At 64.6% G+C, this 18,405-nt stretch carries 14 protein-coding genes; 9 read left to right on the top strand and 5 right to left on the bottom strand.

Annotated features, from left to right (window positions below):
- Positions 1-89: 89 nt before the first annotated feature.
- Positions 90-2,207: a primosomal protein N' gene (locus ACUYMZ_RS11815; RefSeq protein WP_481603494.1), complete on the top strand. Its 2,118-nt coding sequence runs from the start codon at positions 90-92 to the stop codon at positions 2,205-2,207.
- Here ACUYMZ_RS11815 and ACUYMZ_RS11810 read toward each other — a convergent pair.
- Genes ACUYMZ_RS11810 through ACUYMZ_RS11795 form a run of 4 tightly spaced genes read right to left on the bottom strand, consistent with a single transcriptional unit; the run spans position 2,204 to position 6,112 of the window.
- The gene (locus ACUYMZ_RS11810; RefSeq protein WP_481603492.1) at positions 2,204-3,286 is read right to left on the bottom strand and encodes a glycosyltransferase family 4 protein; all 1,083 of its coding nucleotides are present in this window, start codon (positions 3,284-3,286) and stop codon (positions 2,204-2,206) included. The two genes, ACUYMZ_RS11815 and ACUYMZ_RS11810, sit on opposite strands and share 4 nt — an antisense overlap.
- The gene (locus tag ACUYMZ_RS11805) at positions 3,283-4,224 is read right to left on the bottom strand and encodes an alpha/beta fold hydrolase (RefSeq protein WP_481603490.1); all 942 of its coding nucleotides are present in this window, start codon (positions 4,222-4,224) and stop codon (positions 3,283-3,285) included. Before ACUYMZ_RS11805 ends, ACUYMZ_RS11810 begins: the two co-directional genes overlap by 4 nt.
- A 9-nt stretch (positions 4,225-4,233) precedes the next feature.
- A complete protein-coding gene (locus ACUYMZ_RS11800) occupies positions 4,234-5,115 on the bottom strand; it encodes an aldo/keto reductase (RefSeq protein WP_426002807.1) in 882 nt (293 codons plus the stop codon).
- A gap of 34 nt (positions 5,116-5,149) precedes the next feature.
- Positions 5,150-6,112: a sugar-binding transcriptional regulator gene (locus ACUYMZ_RS11795; protein WP_481603488.1), complete on the bottom strand. Its 963-nt coding sequence runs from the start codon at positions 6,110-6,112 to the stop codon at positions 5,150-5,152.
- A 123-nt stretch (positions 6,113-6,235) separates the two neighbouring features.
- Here ACUYMZ_RS11795 and ACUYMZ_RS11790 point away from each other — a divergent pair, with 123 nt between their 5' ends.
- From ACUYMZ_RS11790 to holA, 8 genes are all read left to right on the top strand, one after another.
- Positions 6,236-8,020, top strand: coding sequence for a glycerol-3-phosphate dehydrogenase/oxidase (locus tag ACUYMZ_RS11790; RefSeq protein ID WP_481603486.1), 1,785 nt, complete (start codon positions 6,236-6,238; stop codon positions 8,018-8,020).
- A gap of 157 nt (positions 8,021-8,177) precedes the next feature.
- Positions 8,178-8,930 (top strand): MIP/aquaporin family protein, encoded by a 753-nt coding sequence (locus ACUYMZ_RS11785; RefSeq protein WP_426002802.1) that lies wholly within the window; start codon positions 8,178-8,180, stop codon positions 8,928-8,930.
- A 69-nt stretch (positions 8,931-8,999) separates the two neighbouring features.
- A complete protein-coding gene (gene glpK / locus ACUYMZ_RS11780; RefSeq protein ID WP_426002801.1) occupies positions 9,000-10,514 on the top strand; it encodes a glycerol kinase GlpK in 1,515 nt (504 codons plus the stop codon).
- A 305-nt stretch (positions 10,515-10,819) separates the two neighbouring features.
- Positions 10,820-13,348, top strand: a complete 2,529-nt coding sequence (gene leuS, locus ACUYMZ_RS11775; RefSeq protein WP_426002799.1) for a leucine--tRNA ligase — start codon at positions 10,820-10,822, stop codon at positions 13,346-13,348.
- Between the two features lie 59 nt (positions 13,349-13,407).
- Positions 13,408-14,394 (top strand): DegV family protein, encoded by a 987-nt coding sequence (locus tag ACUYMZ_RS11770; RefSeq protein WP_481603483.1) that lies wholly within the window; start codon positions 13,408-13,410, stop codon positions 14,392-14,394.
- A 66-nt stretch (positions 14,395-14,460) separates the two neighbouring features.
- Positions 14,461-15,264 carry a helix-hairpin-helix domain-containing protein gene (locus tag ACUYMZ_RS11765; RefSeq protein WP_481603481.1) on the top strand — a complete coding sequence of 268 codons (804 nt, stop codon included), beginning with the start codon at positions 14,461-14,463 and terminating at the stop codon, positions 15,262-15,264.
- A gap of 4 nt (positions 15,265-15,268) precedes the next feature.
- Entirely contained in the window at positions 15,269-17,020 is a 1,752-nt protein-coding gene (locus ACUYMZ_RS11760) for a ComEC/Rec2 family competence protein (RefSeq protein WP_481603479.1), read from the top strand.
- Positions 16,942-17,955: a DNA polymerase III subunit delta gene (gene holA / locus ACUYMZ_RS11755; protein WP_426002792.1), complete on the top strand. Its 1,014-nt coding sequence runs from the start codon at positions 16,942-16,944 to the stop codon at positions 17,953-17,955. The genes ACUYMZ_RS11760 and holA overlap by 79 nt, the downstream gene beginning before the upstream one ends.
- A 114-nt stretch (positions 17,956-18,069) precedes the next feature.
- On the opposite strand, the gene rpsT is transcribed toward holA, so the two are convergent.
- Entirely contained in the window at positions 18,070-18,330 is a 261-nt protein-coding gene (gene rpsT / locus ACUYMZ_RS11750; RefSeq protein ID WP_021470575.1) for a 30S ribosomal protein S20, read from the bottom strand.
- Between the last annotated feature and the right edge of the window lie 75 nt (positions 18,331-18,405).

Genomic DNA, 18,405 nt, shown 5'->3' with positions numbered 1-18,405 from the left:
GTTTGGTGCCGCTGCGGGCACCTTTCGTTTGTTGGCGCCTGCCGGCCGGTGAGGCGCCGGGACCATCAGTACGAGTCGGAGGTGGAGCAGTGGCAGCACACGAGACGCAGCCTGCGTTGCTTCAGCCCTCCCTGCTTCAGGGATTTCCGGCCAAGCCGGCTACCGGCGGGCCGCCGCTTGCGGCTTCCGACCCCGTAGCAAGGGTGGTGCTGGACTCTCCCTTGCCGCATCTGGACAGGCCGTTTGACTACAGCGTGCCCCGGGACCTGGAAGACCTCGCCGTGCCGGGCGTCCGGGTCAAGGTGAAGTTCAACGGCCAGGACCTCAACGGTTTTGTGATCGGCCGGCAGGCAGACTCCGATGCCGGACATCCACTGATCCCCCTGCATAAGGTCGTTTCCCCTGTTCCGGTCTTGACGCCCTCGGTGTTGGAACTTGCTGGTGCCGTGGCCGCACGGTACGCAGGAACACTCAGCGATGTCCTCAGGACAGCCGTTCCGCCCCGGGTGGCCAAAGTGGAGAAGGAGTTCGCTTCCAGCGAGGCCACCGGCCTGGCCAGCCGTCCGGGCACAACGGACGGAGCCTTGGACCCCACGGCATGGTCGTCCTATGTCAACGGTCCGGCATTCCTGCAGCACGTGGCAGGGGGAGGAGCACCCAAGGCAGTCCTGACCGCCTTGCAGGGCTTTGGGCCGGAGGGCTGGCCCGCGGTCGTCGCCGCTGCGGTTGCCGCAGTACGGGCATCAGGCCGCGGAGCCGTGGTGGTGGTTCCCGACTACCGCGACCTTGCACGCCTGGAGGCGGCGCTTTGCAAACTCCTGCCCGCCAGTGAGATCGCCCGGCTGACAGCAGACGACGGCCAGACACCGCGGTACCGGAGCTTCATGCGGTTGCTCACGGGCGAAGCGTCGGTGGCCATCGGAACCCGCTCCGCAGCGTTCGCACCCGTCAGGAACCTGGGGTTGGTGGTTTGCTGGGACGACGGCGATGACCTGCATCTGGACCAACGTGCACCCTATGCCCACTCCCGGGAGGTTCTGCTGCTGCGCGCATCGCAGGAGAATGCTGCCTGCCTTTTGGCATCGCACAGCCGCAGCACCGAGCTGCAGCGGCTCGTGGAGGTGCAGTGGGCCGTGCCGATCGAAGCGCCGCGGCAAGTGATCCGATCCACCATGCCCCGGGTGGTGAACTCAGCGGACAGCTATGAGCAGGAACGTGATCCCCTGGCCGGCATCGCCCGCTTGCCCGGCGTAGCCTGGCGGGCAGCCAAAGAGGGGCTGGAGCGTGGCCCGGTCCTCGTACAGGTGGCACGAGCCGGATACGCCCCGTCCCTGGTGTGCGGGACGTGCAGGGAACCGGCCCGGTGCAATGCCTGCCAAGGGCCCCTGGCGTTGGCAGCCAGCTCTGCGATTCCTGCCTGCCGGTGGTGTTCCACACCGGCGCCGCAGTGGCAGTGCCGGAACTGCCGTGGCACACGTCTCGGCCGGGGAACAGCGGGGGCGGTACGTACCGCTGAAGAGCTTGGGCGTGCGTTTCCCGGTACCGCGGTGATCACGTCATCCGGGGACAACATCAAAGCGTCGGTCACCGATGCCCCGGCCCTGGTGGTGGCCACCGTAGGTGCTGAGCCGGTGGCCGACGGCGGTTACGCTGCGGCGCTGCTGCTGGATGGGAATTCACTGCTGCGGCGGGAAAACCTGCGGGCGGGGGAGGACACCCTCAGACGCTGGTTCAATGCAGCCGCACTGGTACGCCCTGCCGGCCAGGGAGGGCTGGTGGTCGTCACCGCGGACGACACCACGGCCACTGGAGCCCTTGTACGCTGGGATGCGCCAGGCTACGCATCCCGCGAACTGGCGCTTCGCAAAGAGTTGCAGCTGCCACCCGCGGTCCGGGTAGCTTCGGTCACAGGTCCGCGGGCCGACGTCGTGGCCTTCACGGCGGCCTTGGAGGCGGCAGTCCCCTCCGATCGGAGGCTGCGCAGCGTGGGCCCGGCTCCGCTGCAGTTGGCTGCCGTGCCGAGCGCTGCCGCACCCGCCTCCGCCGCTTCTCCCGAAGCTGACACCGAGGCCCGCACGCTCTTCTTCCTCCCGTATGCAGAAGCTGCGGACGCTACCAGGACCATGCGTGCGGTCAAGGCAGCCCAAGCAGCCAAGCGGTTGTCCGGTCCCGTGCAACTGCGGCTGGACGGCGTGGACGTCCTCTAGCGCTGCCTGCTGTGGAGCGCCACGGCTTCTTCGGCTGCGGCAAGGAGTTGCCGGGCAGATTCATTCCAATCGAAGCCTGAGGCCCGTTCCACCGAACGGCGGCTCCGTTCCTGCCACAGCGCCTCGTCGCTCAGTTCCATGACGGCTGCGGCGAACGCTTCCGGCGAGCCGGGATCGACGTAACTCACGGCATCACCGCCGACCTCCCGGAAGATGGGGATGTCGCTGGCAATGACGGGGGTTCCGAGTGCCATGGCTTCCACCAGCGGAAGACCGTAGCCTTCGGCCCGGGAGAGACTGATCAGCGCGGTGGCGCGGTTGAGGAGCTTTTCGTACTCCTCATCGGTGACGCCGTTGTGGAACTCCACCCTGGCGCCGGGGGGCACCAGTGCTTCGAGTTCAGCCCGGCGCTCCGGCGTAATCCTGCTCAGCAGGTGCAGCGTGTGGTCCGGCAAACCGTCCATGCCCCGGATCATGGTTTCCACATTCTTGTAGGGCATGAAGGATCCCATGTACAACAGCGTCTTGTCGGTACCGCTTGCAGGATCGCGCGGAGTTTGACCCGGCTGTGGTGCATTGCCCACAATCCGCACCGGGCGGCGGGTCAGTCGGTACTTGGCCATGAGCGCTTCAGTGGTCCGGCTGATGGTGGCCACCACGTCCGCACGGTTCAGGAGCACCCTTTGCGGCCAGAAAGCCTTGTGGTACAGGCGCCAGAGCAACCGCACCGGAGCCGGCAAAAAGCCCGGGGGAGTGGGGTGTTCGTAGTAGATGAGGTCATGGAGGGTCAGGATCAAGCCGTACTTGCGTCCGATGGTTCCCATGGTCTGCATGGGGCAAACCACCACGTCGGCACCCAATGAGTTGACCTTCCGGGCCACAAAGAGTTCCAGCGGGGACAAGGGACTGTTGACCATCACCCAAGGGACATCGGGGAGCAGGGCGAGCTGCCTCTTGTCGTTGATGAGCATGGTGACGTCGGCAATCTTTGCCGTCGCAGCAATGAGGCTCGAACCATAGCGGCTGATGCCATCGTGGTGGTCCGTTCGGGTAAAGCGGGCATCGATGACAATTTTCACGCCGGGTGGTCCTCCAGGAAGGTGCGGATGGCGGCAGCGGCCGGTGTCGGTGTCTCGTAATGGATGAGGTGTCCGACGCCGGAAATCACTTCCAGCCTCGCGTCCGGCAGGCGCTGCATGAGTTTGTATTGGTTGGGAAGGGTCGCGATTTCGTCCTTTTCACCGGCCACCAGAAGCACAGGCAGCCGGAGTTCCCCGGCAACGTCGGCCACGGTCCCTGAAACGGAGGCTTTGAAGGATTCCAGGAGGCTGTTCCTGTTGGCGAAGGCGCTGAAGTAGGCATCGTGCTGGCCGTGGATGAAGCGGCGCAGCTCCCTGTCCTTGGTCTTTGCCATGGTGACGCTCATGACCCGGACGATCAGCCGGTTCCTGAGGATGGCCAGCCCCAGTGCCCTGGGCAACCGGGCAGATGCCTGGTAGTAGAAGACGGCCAGTTTGGTCATGATGCCCTTGGGGCCCTCCAACGCCGGTGCCGCGATGGGGTTGATGAGGATCAGAGGGAAGACCTTCCCCGGGTTCGCGGCGGCAAAGTGGCTCGCCACGATGGATCCGAAGGAATGACCCAACAGGACCGTGCTTGGGCCGAGGTCCAGGGCTTCCATGAACCCGGAGATGAACCGGCCGTAACCGGCAACGGAGTGCTCGTGGTCCGTGAAAGGTTCCGAGCTCCCGAACCCGGGCAGGTCCGGCATGATGATGCGCATGTCCGGGAGCTGGTCCGCAACGCGCAGCAACCCGTGGTGGTCACCACGGAACCCGTGGATGACCAGGATGGTCCGCGTGTCCGCGGTTGCTTTGACGGGTTCGTAGGTCCAGTACGCAACTGCGCCGCCGTTGATTTCCACGGTGGACGCAGAGGTTCTTGCGGCAAGGCCCGGGCTGAAGAATCGTCCGCCGGACTCTGCGCCGGGATTGTGCGTGGTGTCCACGGTTTCCATCCACAACTCCTAATTCACGTTGTCAGGGTGCGAACCCGTACGGTGGTGGCGTTCCAGGGCGGCCAGGCCGTCCATGTCTTCCGGGGTGAGCTGGAAGCCTGAGACGCCGAAGTTTTCCTTGATGCGCCCGGGTGAGCTGGCCTTGGGAATGACCAGGTTGCCCAGCTGGAGGTGCCAACGCAGGATGACCTGGGCAGGTGTGCGCCCATGCTTTTCCGCGATCAGGGCTATCGCAGGGTCCGCCAGAACCTGTCCGCGCCCCAGGGGGCTCCATGCCTCGGTGCGGATACCGAGCTGGTCGTGCAAGGTCCGCAGCCTGGTCTGCTGCAGCCAGGGGTGCAGTTCGATCTGGTTGACGGCAGGGACAACCTCGGCTTTCTCCATGAGCTGCTCCAAGTGGCCGGGCTGGAAGTTGGACACGCCGATCGCACGCACCTTGCCCTCCCGGTAGAGGGTTTCCATGGCTTTGTACGTTTCCAGGAAGAGGCCCCGCCCGGCGCAAGGCCAGTGGATGAGGTAGAGGTCCAGATAATCCAGGCCGAGGTTGGCCATGGACGAGTCGAACGCGCGGAGGGTGGCATCGTAGCCGTGGTCGTCATTCCAGACCTTGGTGGTGACAAAGACGTCTTCGCGGGTCAGTACATGCGAGGATTCACCGGATCCGCCGGTACCCGCATTGGCCTCGCTGGCGTCCCCGATTGCTCCTCCGATGGCCCGCCCCACGCCGGTCTCGTTGCCGTACATGGCTGCGGTGTCAAACCGCCGGTAGCCTTCGCCCAGCGCTGTGCGGACCAGGGCCTCTGCGTCCCGGGGCGGCACCTTATAGAGTCCAAACCCCAGTTGGTCCATTAATACGCCGTTGTTCAGGGTCAGCCGGGCTGGGAAAGTCATAGCAACGACTCTACCCATTCCCCGGCAGAATCCTTCAGGGTTGGCTGGTGAAACTCACCAGGCGGCGTGCCGAAGCCTCGTCGAGGATGAGATCGGTGGCCAACCCCGCGGCCAAGGCACCCTGGAGTCCATTGATTTTGGAGGCGCCGGAGACCACGCAGATCCGCCGGCGTACCTGGCGCAGCTGCTCGTGGCTGGGACCGGTGGACCTTTCGTTCAGGGTGATGCCGTCGGAGGAACCGTCGCTGCGGAAGAAGACTGTCGCAACGTCGCCCACCACATCGTCGGCTGCCAGCAGGCTGAGGTCGTGCTCATCGAGGTACCCGCCTGCATAGACGTGGCTGGGATAGTCCGAGTCGACCGACCCGACGCCGAAGATGGCGATGCTCATCCTGGCCTGCAGGTCCAGAATGCGTTGCACACTGCGTTCCTTCCACATGGCCGTCTTGGTGGAGGCATGGTCGAAGAACGCCGGCACGGGAAACTGTTCAACCCTCGCCCCGTAGGCATTGCCGAAACGCCGCATGATGTCGCTGGCATAGGTGATGCCGGTGGTCTGCATGTTCCCTGCTCCGTTGAGCTGGACAACGACGCTGTCGTGCGTCAGTTTCCGGGTGAGGTGCCGGCTTACGGCGCTGAGCGTGGCGCCCCATGCGACCCCGATAATGGCATTCGAGTCGACCAGCGGGGCGATGGTCCGGGCCGCCTGCATGGCCACACGGTCCAGCGTTTCGGCTTCGTTGAGGGTATCCAGCACGGGAACCACATGGACGTCGACGCCGAACTTGTCCCGGATCTGTCCCTCCAGCTCCGGAGCTGTATCCAGTGGACTTCGGATTTGTACCTGGACCAGTCCGGTCTCCCTTGCAGAGGACAGGAGACGCGAAACCGTGGAGCGCGAGGTCCTGAGTTCGCGGGCGATGGCGTCCATGGTCAGGTCCTGCAAGTAATACATTTGTGCGGCCCTGAGCGCGTCTGAGTGACGTGAGCGTCCCATCTCACTTCCTTCCTGCACGTTTGTGCAAATAGCTTGACTCCATTTTCCACCTTCGCCAGATTAGGTGGTGAAAGGTGCACCGGCGGCCAGCGCCGCGCACAAACCAAGCCCAAAGGAGCAGTTTTGGGACACAACAGGCATTCCGTTAATCCAGGTGCTGCACAGCCGCGTGAATCCGCGGCTGCTTTGCGCAACCGGCCTTCAGCGCAGGTGCTGATCATCGGGGGCGGGATCAACGGTGTCGGGACCTTCCGCGACCTCGCACTGCAGGGCATCGACGTCGCCCTCGTGGAGCGTGGAGATTACTGCCAAGGTGCCAGCGGCGCTTCCTCCCACATGATCCACGGCGGTATCCGCTATTTGGAAAATGGAGAATTCCGGCTGGTCCAGGAGTCGGTGGTTGAACGCAACCGCCTCCTGCGCATAGCCCCGCACTACGTCAAGCCCCTGCAGACCACGATTCCGATTTTCAGCACGTTCTCCGGGATCCTGTCCGCACCGATGCGTTTCCTGACCCACAAGCAGGGCAAGCCCAAGGAACGCGGCGCCTTCCTCATCAAGGCCGGCCTGACCATGTACGACTTCTTCTCGCGTGACGGCGGCACCGTGCCACGGCACCAATTCCGCAGGCGTGACAAGGCCCTGGCCGAACTTCCGCGCCTGCATCCCGGAATCAAGTACGCCGCAACCTACTTCGACGCCTCGGTCCACAATCCGGAGCGGCTGACCCTTGACGTACTCCAGGACGGTGAAAAGGCCGGACGCAGCGGCAGCCTTCCGGGCGGCAGTGCCCGTGCCGGCAACTACGTCTCCCTGGTCTCCATGGGGCCCAACGGTGCGCGCCTCCGGGATGAACTGACGGGTGAAGAATTCGATTTTGCCGCCGATGTCATCGTCAACACCACCGGTGCATGGGTCGACCTCACCAACCAGGCCATGGGCTCCGCCAGCCGCTTCATGGGCGGCACCAAGGGTTCCCACATCGTCCTCGACCACCCCGAACTCCTGGCCGCCTGCAATGGACGCGAAATCTTTTTTGAGCACACGGACGGCCGGATCGTGCTGATCTACCCGATGGGCGACAGGGTCCTGGTAGGCACCACGGATGTGGATGTCGACATGGCAGAAGATGCAGTCTGCACCGAGGCTGAGATCGATTACTTCTTCGACCTGGTTGGACATGTCTTTCCCACGGTCAGCGTGAACCGGGACCACATCGTCTACACCTTCTCCGGTGTCCGTCCGCTGCCGCGCCACGACGCTACCCAACCTGGCTTTGTATCCAGGGACTACCGGATCGAACGCAGTGTCCGCACCGGTGAAGGTGCGGTTGCGACCCCCGGCGGCAAGGCCGCCGTCGTGCTCAGCCTGGTGGGCGGCAAGTGGACCACGTTCCGGGCGCTGGCTGAACACATGACCAACGACGTCCTGCGCGAGCTCGGCAAGGAACGCAAGGTCTCGACGGCGAAGCTCGCGATCGGGGGCGGCGCCGGCTTCCCTGCTACCCCGCACGGTGAACAGGAATGGATCAAGAAGCACATGGGTCCCGGCCTGGATGCTGACCGCGTCGCTGGTCTCCTGACCCGATATGGGACAAGGGCTGGTGCCGTTATCGAGTACCTCAACGCAGGAACGGACAGTCCGCTGCGTTCCACCCGTGAACTCAGCGTCAGGGAACTTCAGTTCATGGCCGCACATGAGCAGGTTGGACACCTGGTGGACGTCCTGATCCGCCGCACGTCACTGGCGTTCCGGGGACTGGTGACCGGTGAACTGCTCAATGAGGCCGCAGCCGTTCTGGCCGGCCCAATGGGCTGGGACGCCGCGGCAACGGAAGCCGAGATCCGTCACGCCCAGGAGGTGCTGAAGCGGTTCCACAAGGTTGAGGTCCATAGCCTCGTCGCCTGACCCGGCGACCCTGATCCCGTTCGTCCCGGCAACGGGAGGACAAGGGATGGCCGGTCCCCATCGGACCGGCCACCAGGAACGGCACCGGCGCCCGGTGCCGTTCCGACGGTTCCTTCACGCAGGAGGGAACTGACAACAGAACAATGAGGAGTCAAAGATGTCTCTTGGAATAGTTTTCCTTTCCGAAGTATTCGGAACCGCGATGCTGACCCTTTTGGGCTGCGGCGTCGTGGCCAACGTTGCGCTCAAAGGCACCAAGGGCAACAACGGTGGGTTCCTGATGGTGACGTGGGGCTGGGGCGTTGCAGTTTTCGCGGGCGTTTTCGTGGCTGCCAAGTCAGGCGCACACCTCAACCCGGCCGTGACGCTGGGCCTGCTCGTCAACGGGAAGCCTGAATACGCACCCGGAGTAGCTGTGGACTTCGCTTCCACCCTGGTCTATTTCGGCGGCGAACTCCTCGGTGCATTCCTTGGCGCCGTTGCCTGCTGGCTCGCTTACAAGCAGCACTTCGATGCCGAGCCCCTGGCAGCCAACAAACTGGGTACCTTCTCCACCGGTCCCGCCATCCGGTCCACCCCCTGGAACCTGGTCACCGAAGTCATCGGCACCTTCGTCCTGGTTTTCGTGATCCTGACCTTCGGCGGCACCCCTTCCGGTCTGGGGCCGTTGGCTGTAGCCCTTCTGGTGGTCGGCATCGGCGTTTCGCTCGGTGGTCCCACCGGTTACGCCATCAACCCTGCCCGAGACCTCGGGCCGCGGATCGCCCACGCAGTCCTGCCCATCAAGGGCAAGGGCTCCAGCGACTGGGCATACTCGTGGATTCCTGTCGTCGGGCCCCTGGTGGGCGGCGCCCTCGCCGGTCTCATCGCCCTGTGGGTCCCGGACATCATGCCCGCCATTGCGGGCTGACACGCACCACCCTTTCCAGCACAACAAACTCAACAGCAAAACATCCAGGACAAAGACAAGGACGTCACCGTGAACCAATACGTCATCGCCATCGACCAAGGCACCACCAGCACGCGCGCCATCGTGTTCGACCACTCCGGGAGCATTGTCTCCTCGGGCCAGATGGAACATGAGCAGATCTTCCCGCAGGCCGGCTGGGTGGAACACAACGCCGTCGAAATTTGGGACAACACCCGCGAGGTCATCGCCTCCGCCCTGTCCAAGGCGAACCTGACGCGCCACGATATTGCCGCCGTCGGCATCACCAACCAGCGTGAAACGGCCGTGGTGTGGGACAAGAACACCGGCGAGCCGGTCTACAACGCGATCGTCTGGCAGGACACCCGTACCCAGCCCATCGTCGATGAACTCGCCAGGGACGGCGGGGGAGACCGGTTCAAACAAAAAGTCGGGCTCCCCCTGGCCACCTATTTCTCCGGCACCAAGATCAAGTGGATCTTGGACAACGTGGACGGGGCCCGCGAACGTGCCGAGGCAGGTGACCTCCTGTTCGGCAACACCGACGCCTGGGTTCTCTGGAACCTCACCGGCGGTACCGACGGCGGTGTCCACGCCACGGACGTCACCAATGCCTCCCGCACGCTGTTCATGGACCTCGAAACCCTGCAGTGGGACCAGGAAATCCTTGACATCTTTGGCGTTCCTGCGTCCATGATGCCCGCCATCAAGTCCTCCTCGGAGGTTTATGGAAACGTGCATACGTCGCAGTTGCTGCGTGAGACTCCCGTGGCCGGCATCCTGGGTGACCAGCAGGCAGCAACCTTCGGCCAGGCTGCCTTCCAGCCGGGTGAGGCGAAGAACACCTACGGCACCGGCTGCTTCCTGATCTTCAACACCGGCGAAGAAATCGTCCACTCGAAGAACGGGCTGCTGACCACCCTCGGGTACAAGCTGGGCGACGACAAGCCGCACTACGCACTGGAGGGTTCCATCGCCGTCACCGGCTCGCTGATCCAGTGGCTGCGTGACAACCTGGGAATGATCAGCTCCGCGCCCCAGGTGGAGGAACTTGCCGCCGGTGTGGAGGACAACGGCGGCGTGTACATCGTTCCGGCCTTCTCCGGCCTCTTTGCACCGTACTGGCGTGCCGATGCCCGCGGTGCGATCGTTGGCCTCACCCGGTATGCCAACAAGGGCCACATTGCCCGTGCCGCGCTCGAGGCAACGGCGTTCCAGACCCGCGAGGTGCTGGACGCCGTCAACGCCGACTCCGGCGTCCCGCTCACCGAGTTGAAGGTCGACGGCGGCATGGTCGCCAACGATGCACTCATGCAGTTCCAGGCTGACATCCTCGGCGTACCCGTGGTCCGGCCCAAGGTCATCGAAACGACGGCGCTGGGTGCCGCCTATGCGGCCGGCCTCGCCGTGGGATTCTGGAACGACCTCGGCGAGCTCAGCGCCAACTGGGGCGAGGACAAGCGCTGGGAACCGCAATTGCCTGCAGAAGAGCAGGACCGGCAGCTCCGGCTCTGGAAGAAGGCCGTGACCAAGTCCATGGACTGGGTGGACGAGGACGTTAAGTAGTCCAGGGTAACCATGCCTTAGCCGATAAGGGGGCCCCGCCCGCTTCGCGGACGCCCGCAGCCGCTCCCGGGCCCCCTTATCGGCACGGCATCTCTGTTTGCCGGCCTGCTCAAGCCGCTCGTGGCGACTGGAGAGTTAGTAAGGTGCGCTATTGTAGATCTATGCGTGCGATCCTTCTGCTTAGCTAGCCGCCCGGCGCCTACAGCCGTGCGGCCGCCCCTCCATTGTCGAGGGGCTTTTGTGTGTCCGGGGTGTACCGGGCCATAGCAGGAGCAACCGCCATCAGAGAACAGAAGAGGGCAGCAGTGAGCGTTCAGCCGGAGACAGAGACCGGAACAGCACAGGCAGCCGCAGCTGGAGCGCCTGAAGAAGGCGTCTACAGTTTTGCTGCGTTGGAAGCGAAGTGGCCGCAGGTCTGGGAAGACCTCAAGGTCTTCACCCCTGCGGATGACGGCTCCCGGGAGCGCCGCTACGTGCTGGACATGTTTCCCTACCCTTCCGGCGACCTTCACATGGGCCACGCCGAGGCCTTCGCCATGGGCGATGTTGTTGCGCGGTATCTCCGCCAGAAGGGCTTTGATGTCCTGCACCCCATCGGCTGGGACTCGTTTGGCCTGCCCGCAGAAAACGCGGCCATCAAGCGCAACGCCCACCCCAGTGAGTGGACTTACGCAAACATCGACACCCAGGCCGCATCCTTCAAGCGCTATGCCATCTCCGCCGACTGGTCGCGCCGGCTCCACACCTCCGACCCGGAGTATTACCGCTGGACACAGTGGCTGTTCAAGCGCTTCTACGAGCGCGGCCTGGCCTACCGCAAGGACTCGCCCGTCAACTGGTGCCCCAAGGACCTCACCGTCCTGGCCAACGAGCAGGTAGTCAACGGCGCCTGTGAACGCTGTGGCACCGCTGTGACCAAGAAGTCCCTGAACCAGTGGTACTTCAAGATCACCGACTACGCGGATCGCCTGCTGGATGACATGGACCAGTTGCAGGGACACTGGCCGGAACGTGTCCTGGCCATGCAACGGAACTGGATCGGTCGCTCCGAAGGTGCCCACGTCAGGTTCGTCATCGAGGCAACGGAAGACCGCCCCGAGCGCGAAGTCACCGTCTTCACCACCCGCCCCGACACCCTGTACGGTGCAACGTTCTTCGTGGTGGCCGCCGACGCACACCTGGCCCTTGACCTGGTGACGCCCGAACAGCATGACCAACTCATGGCATACCGGGAAAAGGTCAAGGCGCTCTCCGAGATCGAGCGCCAGTCCACGGAACGTGAAAAGACCGGTGTCTTCACCGGTCGCTACGCCATCAACCCGCTCAATGGCGAAAAACTGCCGGTGTGGGCTGCTGACTATGTCCTGGCCGACTACGGGACGGGCGCCATCATGGCCGTTCCGGCCCATGACCAGCGCGACCTCGACTTTGCGAAGGCATTCGGGCTTCCCGTGCGTGCCGTACTCGAAACCGGCGACGACGACCCGGCAGAAAGCGGCACCGCCACCGCAGGCGAGGGCATCCTCAAGAACTCCGGCGAACTGGATGGCCTCAGCAAGGCCGAGGCAATTCCCGCAGCCATCAGCATCCTGGAGAAGCTGGGCACGGGCGAAAAGTTCGTCAATTTCCGGCTCCGCGACTGGCTGCTGAGCCGCCAGAGGTTCTGGGGCACGCCCATCCCCATCATCCACTGCGCCGAATGCGGTGAAGTTCCGGTTCCTGATGAGCAACTGCCTGTCCGGCTCCCGGACGACCTGCGGGGCGAAGCCCTGGCTCCCAAGGGCACCTCACCGCTGGCGGCGGCCGTCGAGTGGGTCAACGTCGAGTGCCCCAACTGCGGGCGCGCTGCACAGCGCGACACCGACACCATGGACACCTTCGTCGACTCATCGTGGTATTTCCTGCGCTTCGTTTCCCCGGACTACACGGAGGGACCGTTCGATCCGGAGAAGATCAACGACTGGATGCCCGTCGGCCAGTATGTTGGCGGCGTGGAACACGCCATCCTGCACCTGCTCTACGCCCGCTTCTTTACCAAGGTCATCAAGGACCTCGGCCTGATCGAGGCCAACGAGCCGTTCAGCGCGCTCCTCAACCAAGGCCAGGTCCTCAATGGCGGCAAGGCCATGAGCAAGTCCCTCGGCAACGGTGTGGACCTCGGCGAGCAGCTGGACAAGTTCGGCGTCGACGCCGTCCGCCTCACCATGGTCTTTGCCTCCCCGCCGGAAGACGACGTCGACTGGGCGGATGTATCGCCGTCCGGCTCCGCCAAGTTCCTGGCGCGGGCGTGGCGCCTGGGCCAGGACGTCACCAGCGAACCCGGTATTGATCCGGCCACCGGTGACCGGGCGCTGCGGACGGTCACGCACAAGACCATCGCCGACTCTGCCGAACTGCTGGACAACAACAAGTTCAACGTCGTTGTGGCCAGACTGATGGAACTCGTCAACGCCACGCGCAAGGCCATCGACTCCGGTGCGGGGGCAGCCGACCCCGCTGTGCGCGAGGCCGTCGAAGCCGTGGCAGTGATCCTGAGCCTCTTCGCGCCGTACACGGCAGAGGACCTTTGGAGCGCCCTGGGCCATCCCGCATCGGTGGCCAACGCAGGATGGCCGTCGCACGACGAAGCGCTCCTGGTCCAGGAGACGGTGACCGCCGTTGTCCAGGTCCAGGGCAAGGTCCGTGATCGCTTGGAGGTGTCCCCGGACATCGCCGAAGACGAGCTCCGCGAACTCGCTTTGGCTTCGGAGAACGTCCAGCGCGCCCTGGACGGCCGTGGCATCCGCACCGTGATCGTGCGGGCACCTAAACTGGTGAACATCGTCCCTGCCTAGCAGGGATTGCACGGCCGCCGGCACTGTGCCGGCGGCCGGCCATCGTCTTTGGAGGTTGCGTGCCTGAGCGAGAACCACCCGCCTGGATGTGGCTCAAGGAAAGGGTGGCGCGCCTTCGGCAACCAGCGGCGCCGGTTCCTGTCGCTGACGAGCCGCTTGCCGCCGTCGTCAAGACTGCTGTGGTCACCGATTCGGCCGCGGCACTGCCCGCTGAGTGGGTATCCGCTTTTACAGCCGACGGTCGTTTGGCCGTTGTTCCCATGCCCGTGATGGTGGGGAACGAGATCTATGGCGAAGGTGAAGACGACATCACCCGGACGTTGTCGCTGGCACTCGCTTCCGGCGCCTCGGTGAAGACATCGCGTCCCTCACCCGGGCAATTTGAACAGGCGTACCTGGCCGCCCAACGCCGTGGATTTGAGGCCGTCGTCTCCATCCATATCTCGTCTGAACTTTCCGGAACCGCCGACGCCGCCCGCCTCGCTGCTGCCCGCGTGACGATTCCCGTGGAAGTCGTTGATTCCCGCACCGTGGGGATGGCGCAGGGGATGGGTGTCCAAGGGGCCGTGGTCGCCGCGGCGGCCGGACAGGCTGCGCCTGAAGTCCGTGACTATGCGCAGCAGCAAATGGACAAGACCAAGGTCTACTTCTACGTGCCGAGCCTCGAACAGCTCCGGCGCGGTGGCCGGATCGGCGCCGCCGCGTCGCTTTTGGGGACCGTCCTGTCCATCAAACCGATCCTGGCGGTCGACGGCGGCAGGATCGTGCCGCTGGAAAAGGTCCGGTCCGCGGTACGGGCAGTCGCGCGGCTCGAGGAAATCGTCGCTGCTGAGGTCCGTTCCCGGCCGGACGGCCGGGCCCGGCTCGCGGTGCATCATTTTGGAAACCCGGGGGAAGCGGAAACCCTGGTGGCAAGGTTGCAGGAGGCTTTGCCTGGTTGTCCTGCTCCGCAAATCAGCGCATTGCCGGCCGTTCTGGCAGCCCACGCAGGGCTGGGTGTCCTGGCTGTCATCGTGGGGGAAGGCAGCACGGCGCAGGAACCCTGATCCTGCTTTTCCACATAGGCAAATACGGCCGCACGGCGCGCCGTCGATCCCGCATAGGCTCGATCCATGCCCCGCTGGAATCCGGATGCGTCCCAGGACGCCGCAGCCCAGGCTGTCCGGCAGCGCTTTGCCTCCCGACTGGCCCCTGAAGGGAGTCCACCGCTTCTGGACCTTCCGGAAGAGGACCGCATGGCAGGGGATCATGCCGCCTCGCCTCCCCGGTTGCGCTGGCGGACTCCATGGCGGGCCGTCGTGGTGGTCCTGCTGGGTGGAGTACTGCTTCTGGTTTGGTTCTTCTGGCAGGCGCGTGCCGGGCAGATGGTCACAGAGCCAGTCAGCCAACCGCCCGCTGCAACGGAAGTCTCCGGGCCGGAAGGGGAGAGGCCCGGCACCACCACGCCCGGCACCACCACGCCCACCGCCCAGCTGCTGGTCCATGTTTCAGGTGCAGTGCCGAAGCCGGGAGTCGTGTCCCTGCCCCAGGGCAGCAGGGTATTCCAGGCCATTGAGGCCGCGGGAGGACCGGCGCCCGGTGCCCGGTTGGACCAGCTCAACCTCGCGGCAACCGTGGCGGACGGTGCCAAAATCCACGTTCCGGTGGCCGGGGAAGCTCCTCCTGCTGGTGTACAGGACGGATCAACGGGTCCGACGCCTGCAGACGGTCCGGGAAACGGCATCAATCTCAATTCCGCATCAGCTGAGGAGTTGGGAACCCTGCCCGGAGTGGGGCCTGTCATGGCCCAGAGGATCGTTGACTGGCGCAAGGAACACGGCCCGTTCTCTTCCGTGGACGAGCTGGATGCCATCAGCGGGGTCGGTCCCAAACTCATGGAGCAGTTGCGGGACCTGGTGACGGTGCAGGGTGGGTGAAGCCGTGCAGTCCGCAGATTCTCCGCGCCGCCTTGATCTGCGCTTGCTGCCTGCCGTTACCACCACGTGGCTTTCAGTACTTGTGGCCATTGCCGTTCCCGCCATGCAGGCATTTGTGATGTGTACTGCCCTGTTGGTGCTGGCGCTTGTTCTCTGGGGTACGGCGGGTCTGCGGCGCAGGGGCGGACACCGCCGCCGGACCATGTGGGCCACGATGGCGTTGGCCTGTGCCGTGTCAGCTGCAGCTACCGGGCACGCTGCCGCGGATGCTGTCCAGCGGCAGGACGGACCACTGGCAGCTGCACCGCAGGATGGCGGCGCAGTCGTGGCCGAGGTGGAGATCTCGGGCGTACCCACGGCCCTGCCGTTTCCGGGGCGGGGAGACGGAGGACTATGGCGGGTGCCGGCAACCATGGTCAGGATGACCGCCAAGGGGCAGGTGGTTCAAGGAGCCGCGCAGCTGGTGGTGCTGGGGACCGGGGAGTGGAGCAGTGTCCGGCCCGGCACACGCGTCCGCACCATAGGCAGGCTCAAAGAGCCGGGGCCGGGCAGCGCCGGGGCCATGGTCCTGTCTGCTTCCACCAAGCCGCAACTTGTGGGACAGGAGTGGAGCCTTGTGAACGCAGCTGCCCGGCTCAGGGCGCAGTTCCGCACGTCGGCGGCGTGGCTGCCCCCCGATGCCGCCGGGTTGCTGCCGGGAATGGTCACGGGAGACACCACGTCCTTGCCGGCACCTCTGGAACTGGACATGCAAACCACAGGCATGACGCATCTGACGGCCGTTTCCGGCGCTAATTGTTCGTTGGTTCTTGGCGGTTTCATCGTTCTGGCCAGGACCCTTCACCTCCCCAGGCCACCGGCCGCCGCTTTCGCTGCCGGCGGGCTGGCGGCGTTCGTCGTGCTGGTGGGGACGGAACCCAGTGTCCTTCGGGCCGCCGTTATGGGCTGTGCGGGGCTGGTGCCGCTCATGGGTGGACACCGGGGAAGGTCACTGTCTTTTCTCTTCGCGGCCATCATTGTCCTCCTCACTGCAGATCCTGCCCTGGCCGGCAGCCCAGGCTTCCTCTTATCGGTCCTCGCCACCCTGGGTATCGTGCTCCTCGCCACCCGGATCGGTTCGTGGCTCCCGGGACGCTTGCCTGCATGGCTGGCCACAGGGTTCGCTGTTCCGCTGTCCGCACAGGTTCTGTGCGGACCGGTCATCGTCATGCTCCAGCCCCAGTTGTCTCCCTACGCGCTGCCTGCGAATCTTCTTGCCGGTCTTTTCGTAGCTCCCATAACCATCCTTGGAACCTTTGCCGTTCCCCTGAGCGCCGTCCATCCCGGACTGGCGGTTGTGCCGCTGGCTGTCGCGGGAGCGTGCGCCGCTGTGGTGGCCGGGATCGCCAGGTTCTTTGCAGCGCTTCCTGGGGCCGCGCTGCCCTGGGCTGAAGGGCCGGTGGGTGTCCTGGCGATGTGTACGTTGTCCGTAATGACCGTCATGGTGGTGTGGGCCGTGCTGCATCCGCGTGGTGTCCGGACCGGAGTTCTTGCCCTTCATCACCGGCTGGTGGTTGCCCTGGAGAGGGCCGGAGGCAACCGGCCCTCACGCAGAGCCGCCCCCGCGAACCGGCGCGATGCGCGCCCTGGGCATGGCAAACTTGGTATCTGCACCAAACCGTCCGGAAGGAAGTACCAGTGGCTGCCCAAAACACGCGGGCCAGGAGCGCAGCAGCGAACCAGATCACCTGGCGGGACGCATCGCCGGCTCCGGTAGTGCTGGTTAGCGGCCCGGAAGAGTACCTCGGGATCCGTGCCATGGACAGTATCCGGGCGCAGGTACGATCCTCGTCTCCCGATGTTGAGCTCACCAGGCTGTCCGCGGGCTCCTACGAGGCCGGATCGTTGGCCATGGCTGTAGCCCCTTCGCTCTTCGGCGAAGGGAAGCTCATCGAGGTGGACGGCCTGGAAGCCATGAACGATGCTTTCCTGGCCGACGGACTCGCATACCTTTCCAACCCTGAAGAGGACGTCGTCCTGGTGCTGAGGCACGCGGGCGGAACCCGGGGAAAGAAGCTGCTGGACGCGGTCAAATCAGCGGGTTGGCCCCTCGTCGATTGTCAGCCACTGAAGAAGGACTCGGACAAGACGGCCTTCGTCGTCTCGGAATTCAAGGCCGGAGGCCGCCGGATAGAGGGAGAAGCCGTCCAGGCGCTGGTCAATGCCGTGGGGGCCAACCTTTCCGAACTGGCGGCCGCATGCAACCAGCTCATTGCTGACGCCACCACTACGGTGGACGCGGCGACAGTGGAGCGGTACTACGGCGGCAGGGTGGAGGCGACCGCTTTCAAGGTGGCGGACGCTGCAATGGCCGGCAACGGGCCGCTGGCCCTGTCGACGCTGCGCCACGCCTTGTCCACGGGCGTCGACCCTGTCCCGCTTGTTGCAGCGCTGGCCGCAAAGCTGAGGACCTTGGCCAAGGTAGCGGGCGCACAGGGTTCTGCTGCTTCCATCGCCAGGAACCTCGGCATGCAGCCGTGGCTTGTTGAACAGGCCCAGCGCGATGTGCGTCGATGGACCCCCGAGGGGCTCATCCGGTCAATCCAGGTTGTTGCCGAGGCTGATGCCCAGGTGAAGGGGCTGTCCAGGGACCCTGTCTATGCAGTGGAACATGCGGTCACAGTGATTGCCACGTCCGCGCAGCGCCGTTGACCCGTGAGGCAGCGCCGTTGACCCGCGAGGCAGCGCCGTTGACCCGCCAGACGGCGAGAGGCCGGTACCCCGCGGGGTACCGGCCTCTCATCAGCTCAGTCGAACTGGAAAACCTTAGAGTGCGTTGACCTTCTTGGAGATCGCCGACTTGCGGTTTGCAGCGTTGTTCTTGTGAATAACGCCCTTGCTGACAGCCTTGTCCAGCTTACGGCTGGCAGCAACAAGTGCAGTTGCAGCAGCATCCTTGTCAGCAGACGCAACGGCGGTGTTGACGGCGCGGATGGCAGTCTTCAGCTCGGACTTGACGGCGTTGTTACGCAGGCGAGCCTTCTCGTTGGTGAGGATGCGCTTCTTCTGGGACTTGATATTAGCCACGTATGAACTCTCTTTTTAATGCGGAAATGGTCTAGAGGGTTATCAGGTTGGCCATCGACTGAGCGGCGTGGGGAT

It is taken from the genome of Arthrobacter sp. T572 (assembly GCF_056780115.1).
The sequence above is the reverse complement of the archived record's forward strand: the minus strand, read 5'-3'. Positions and strand labels throughout refer to the sequence as shown.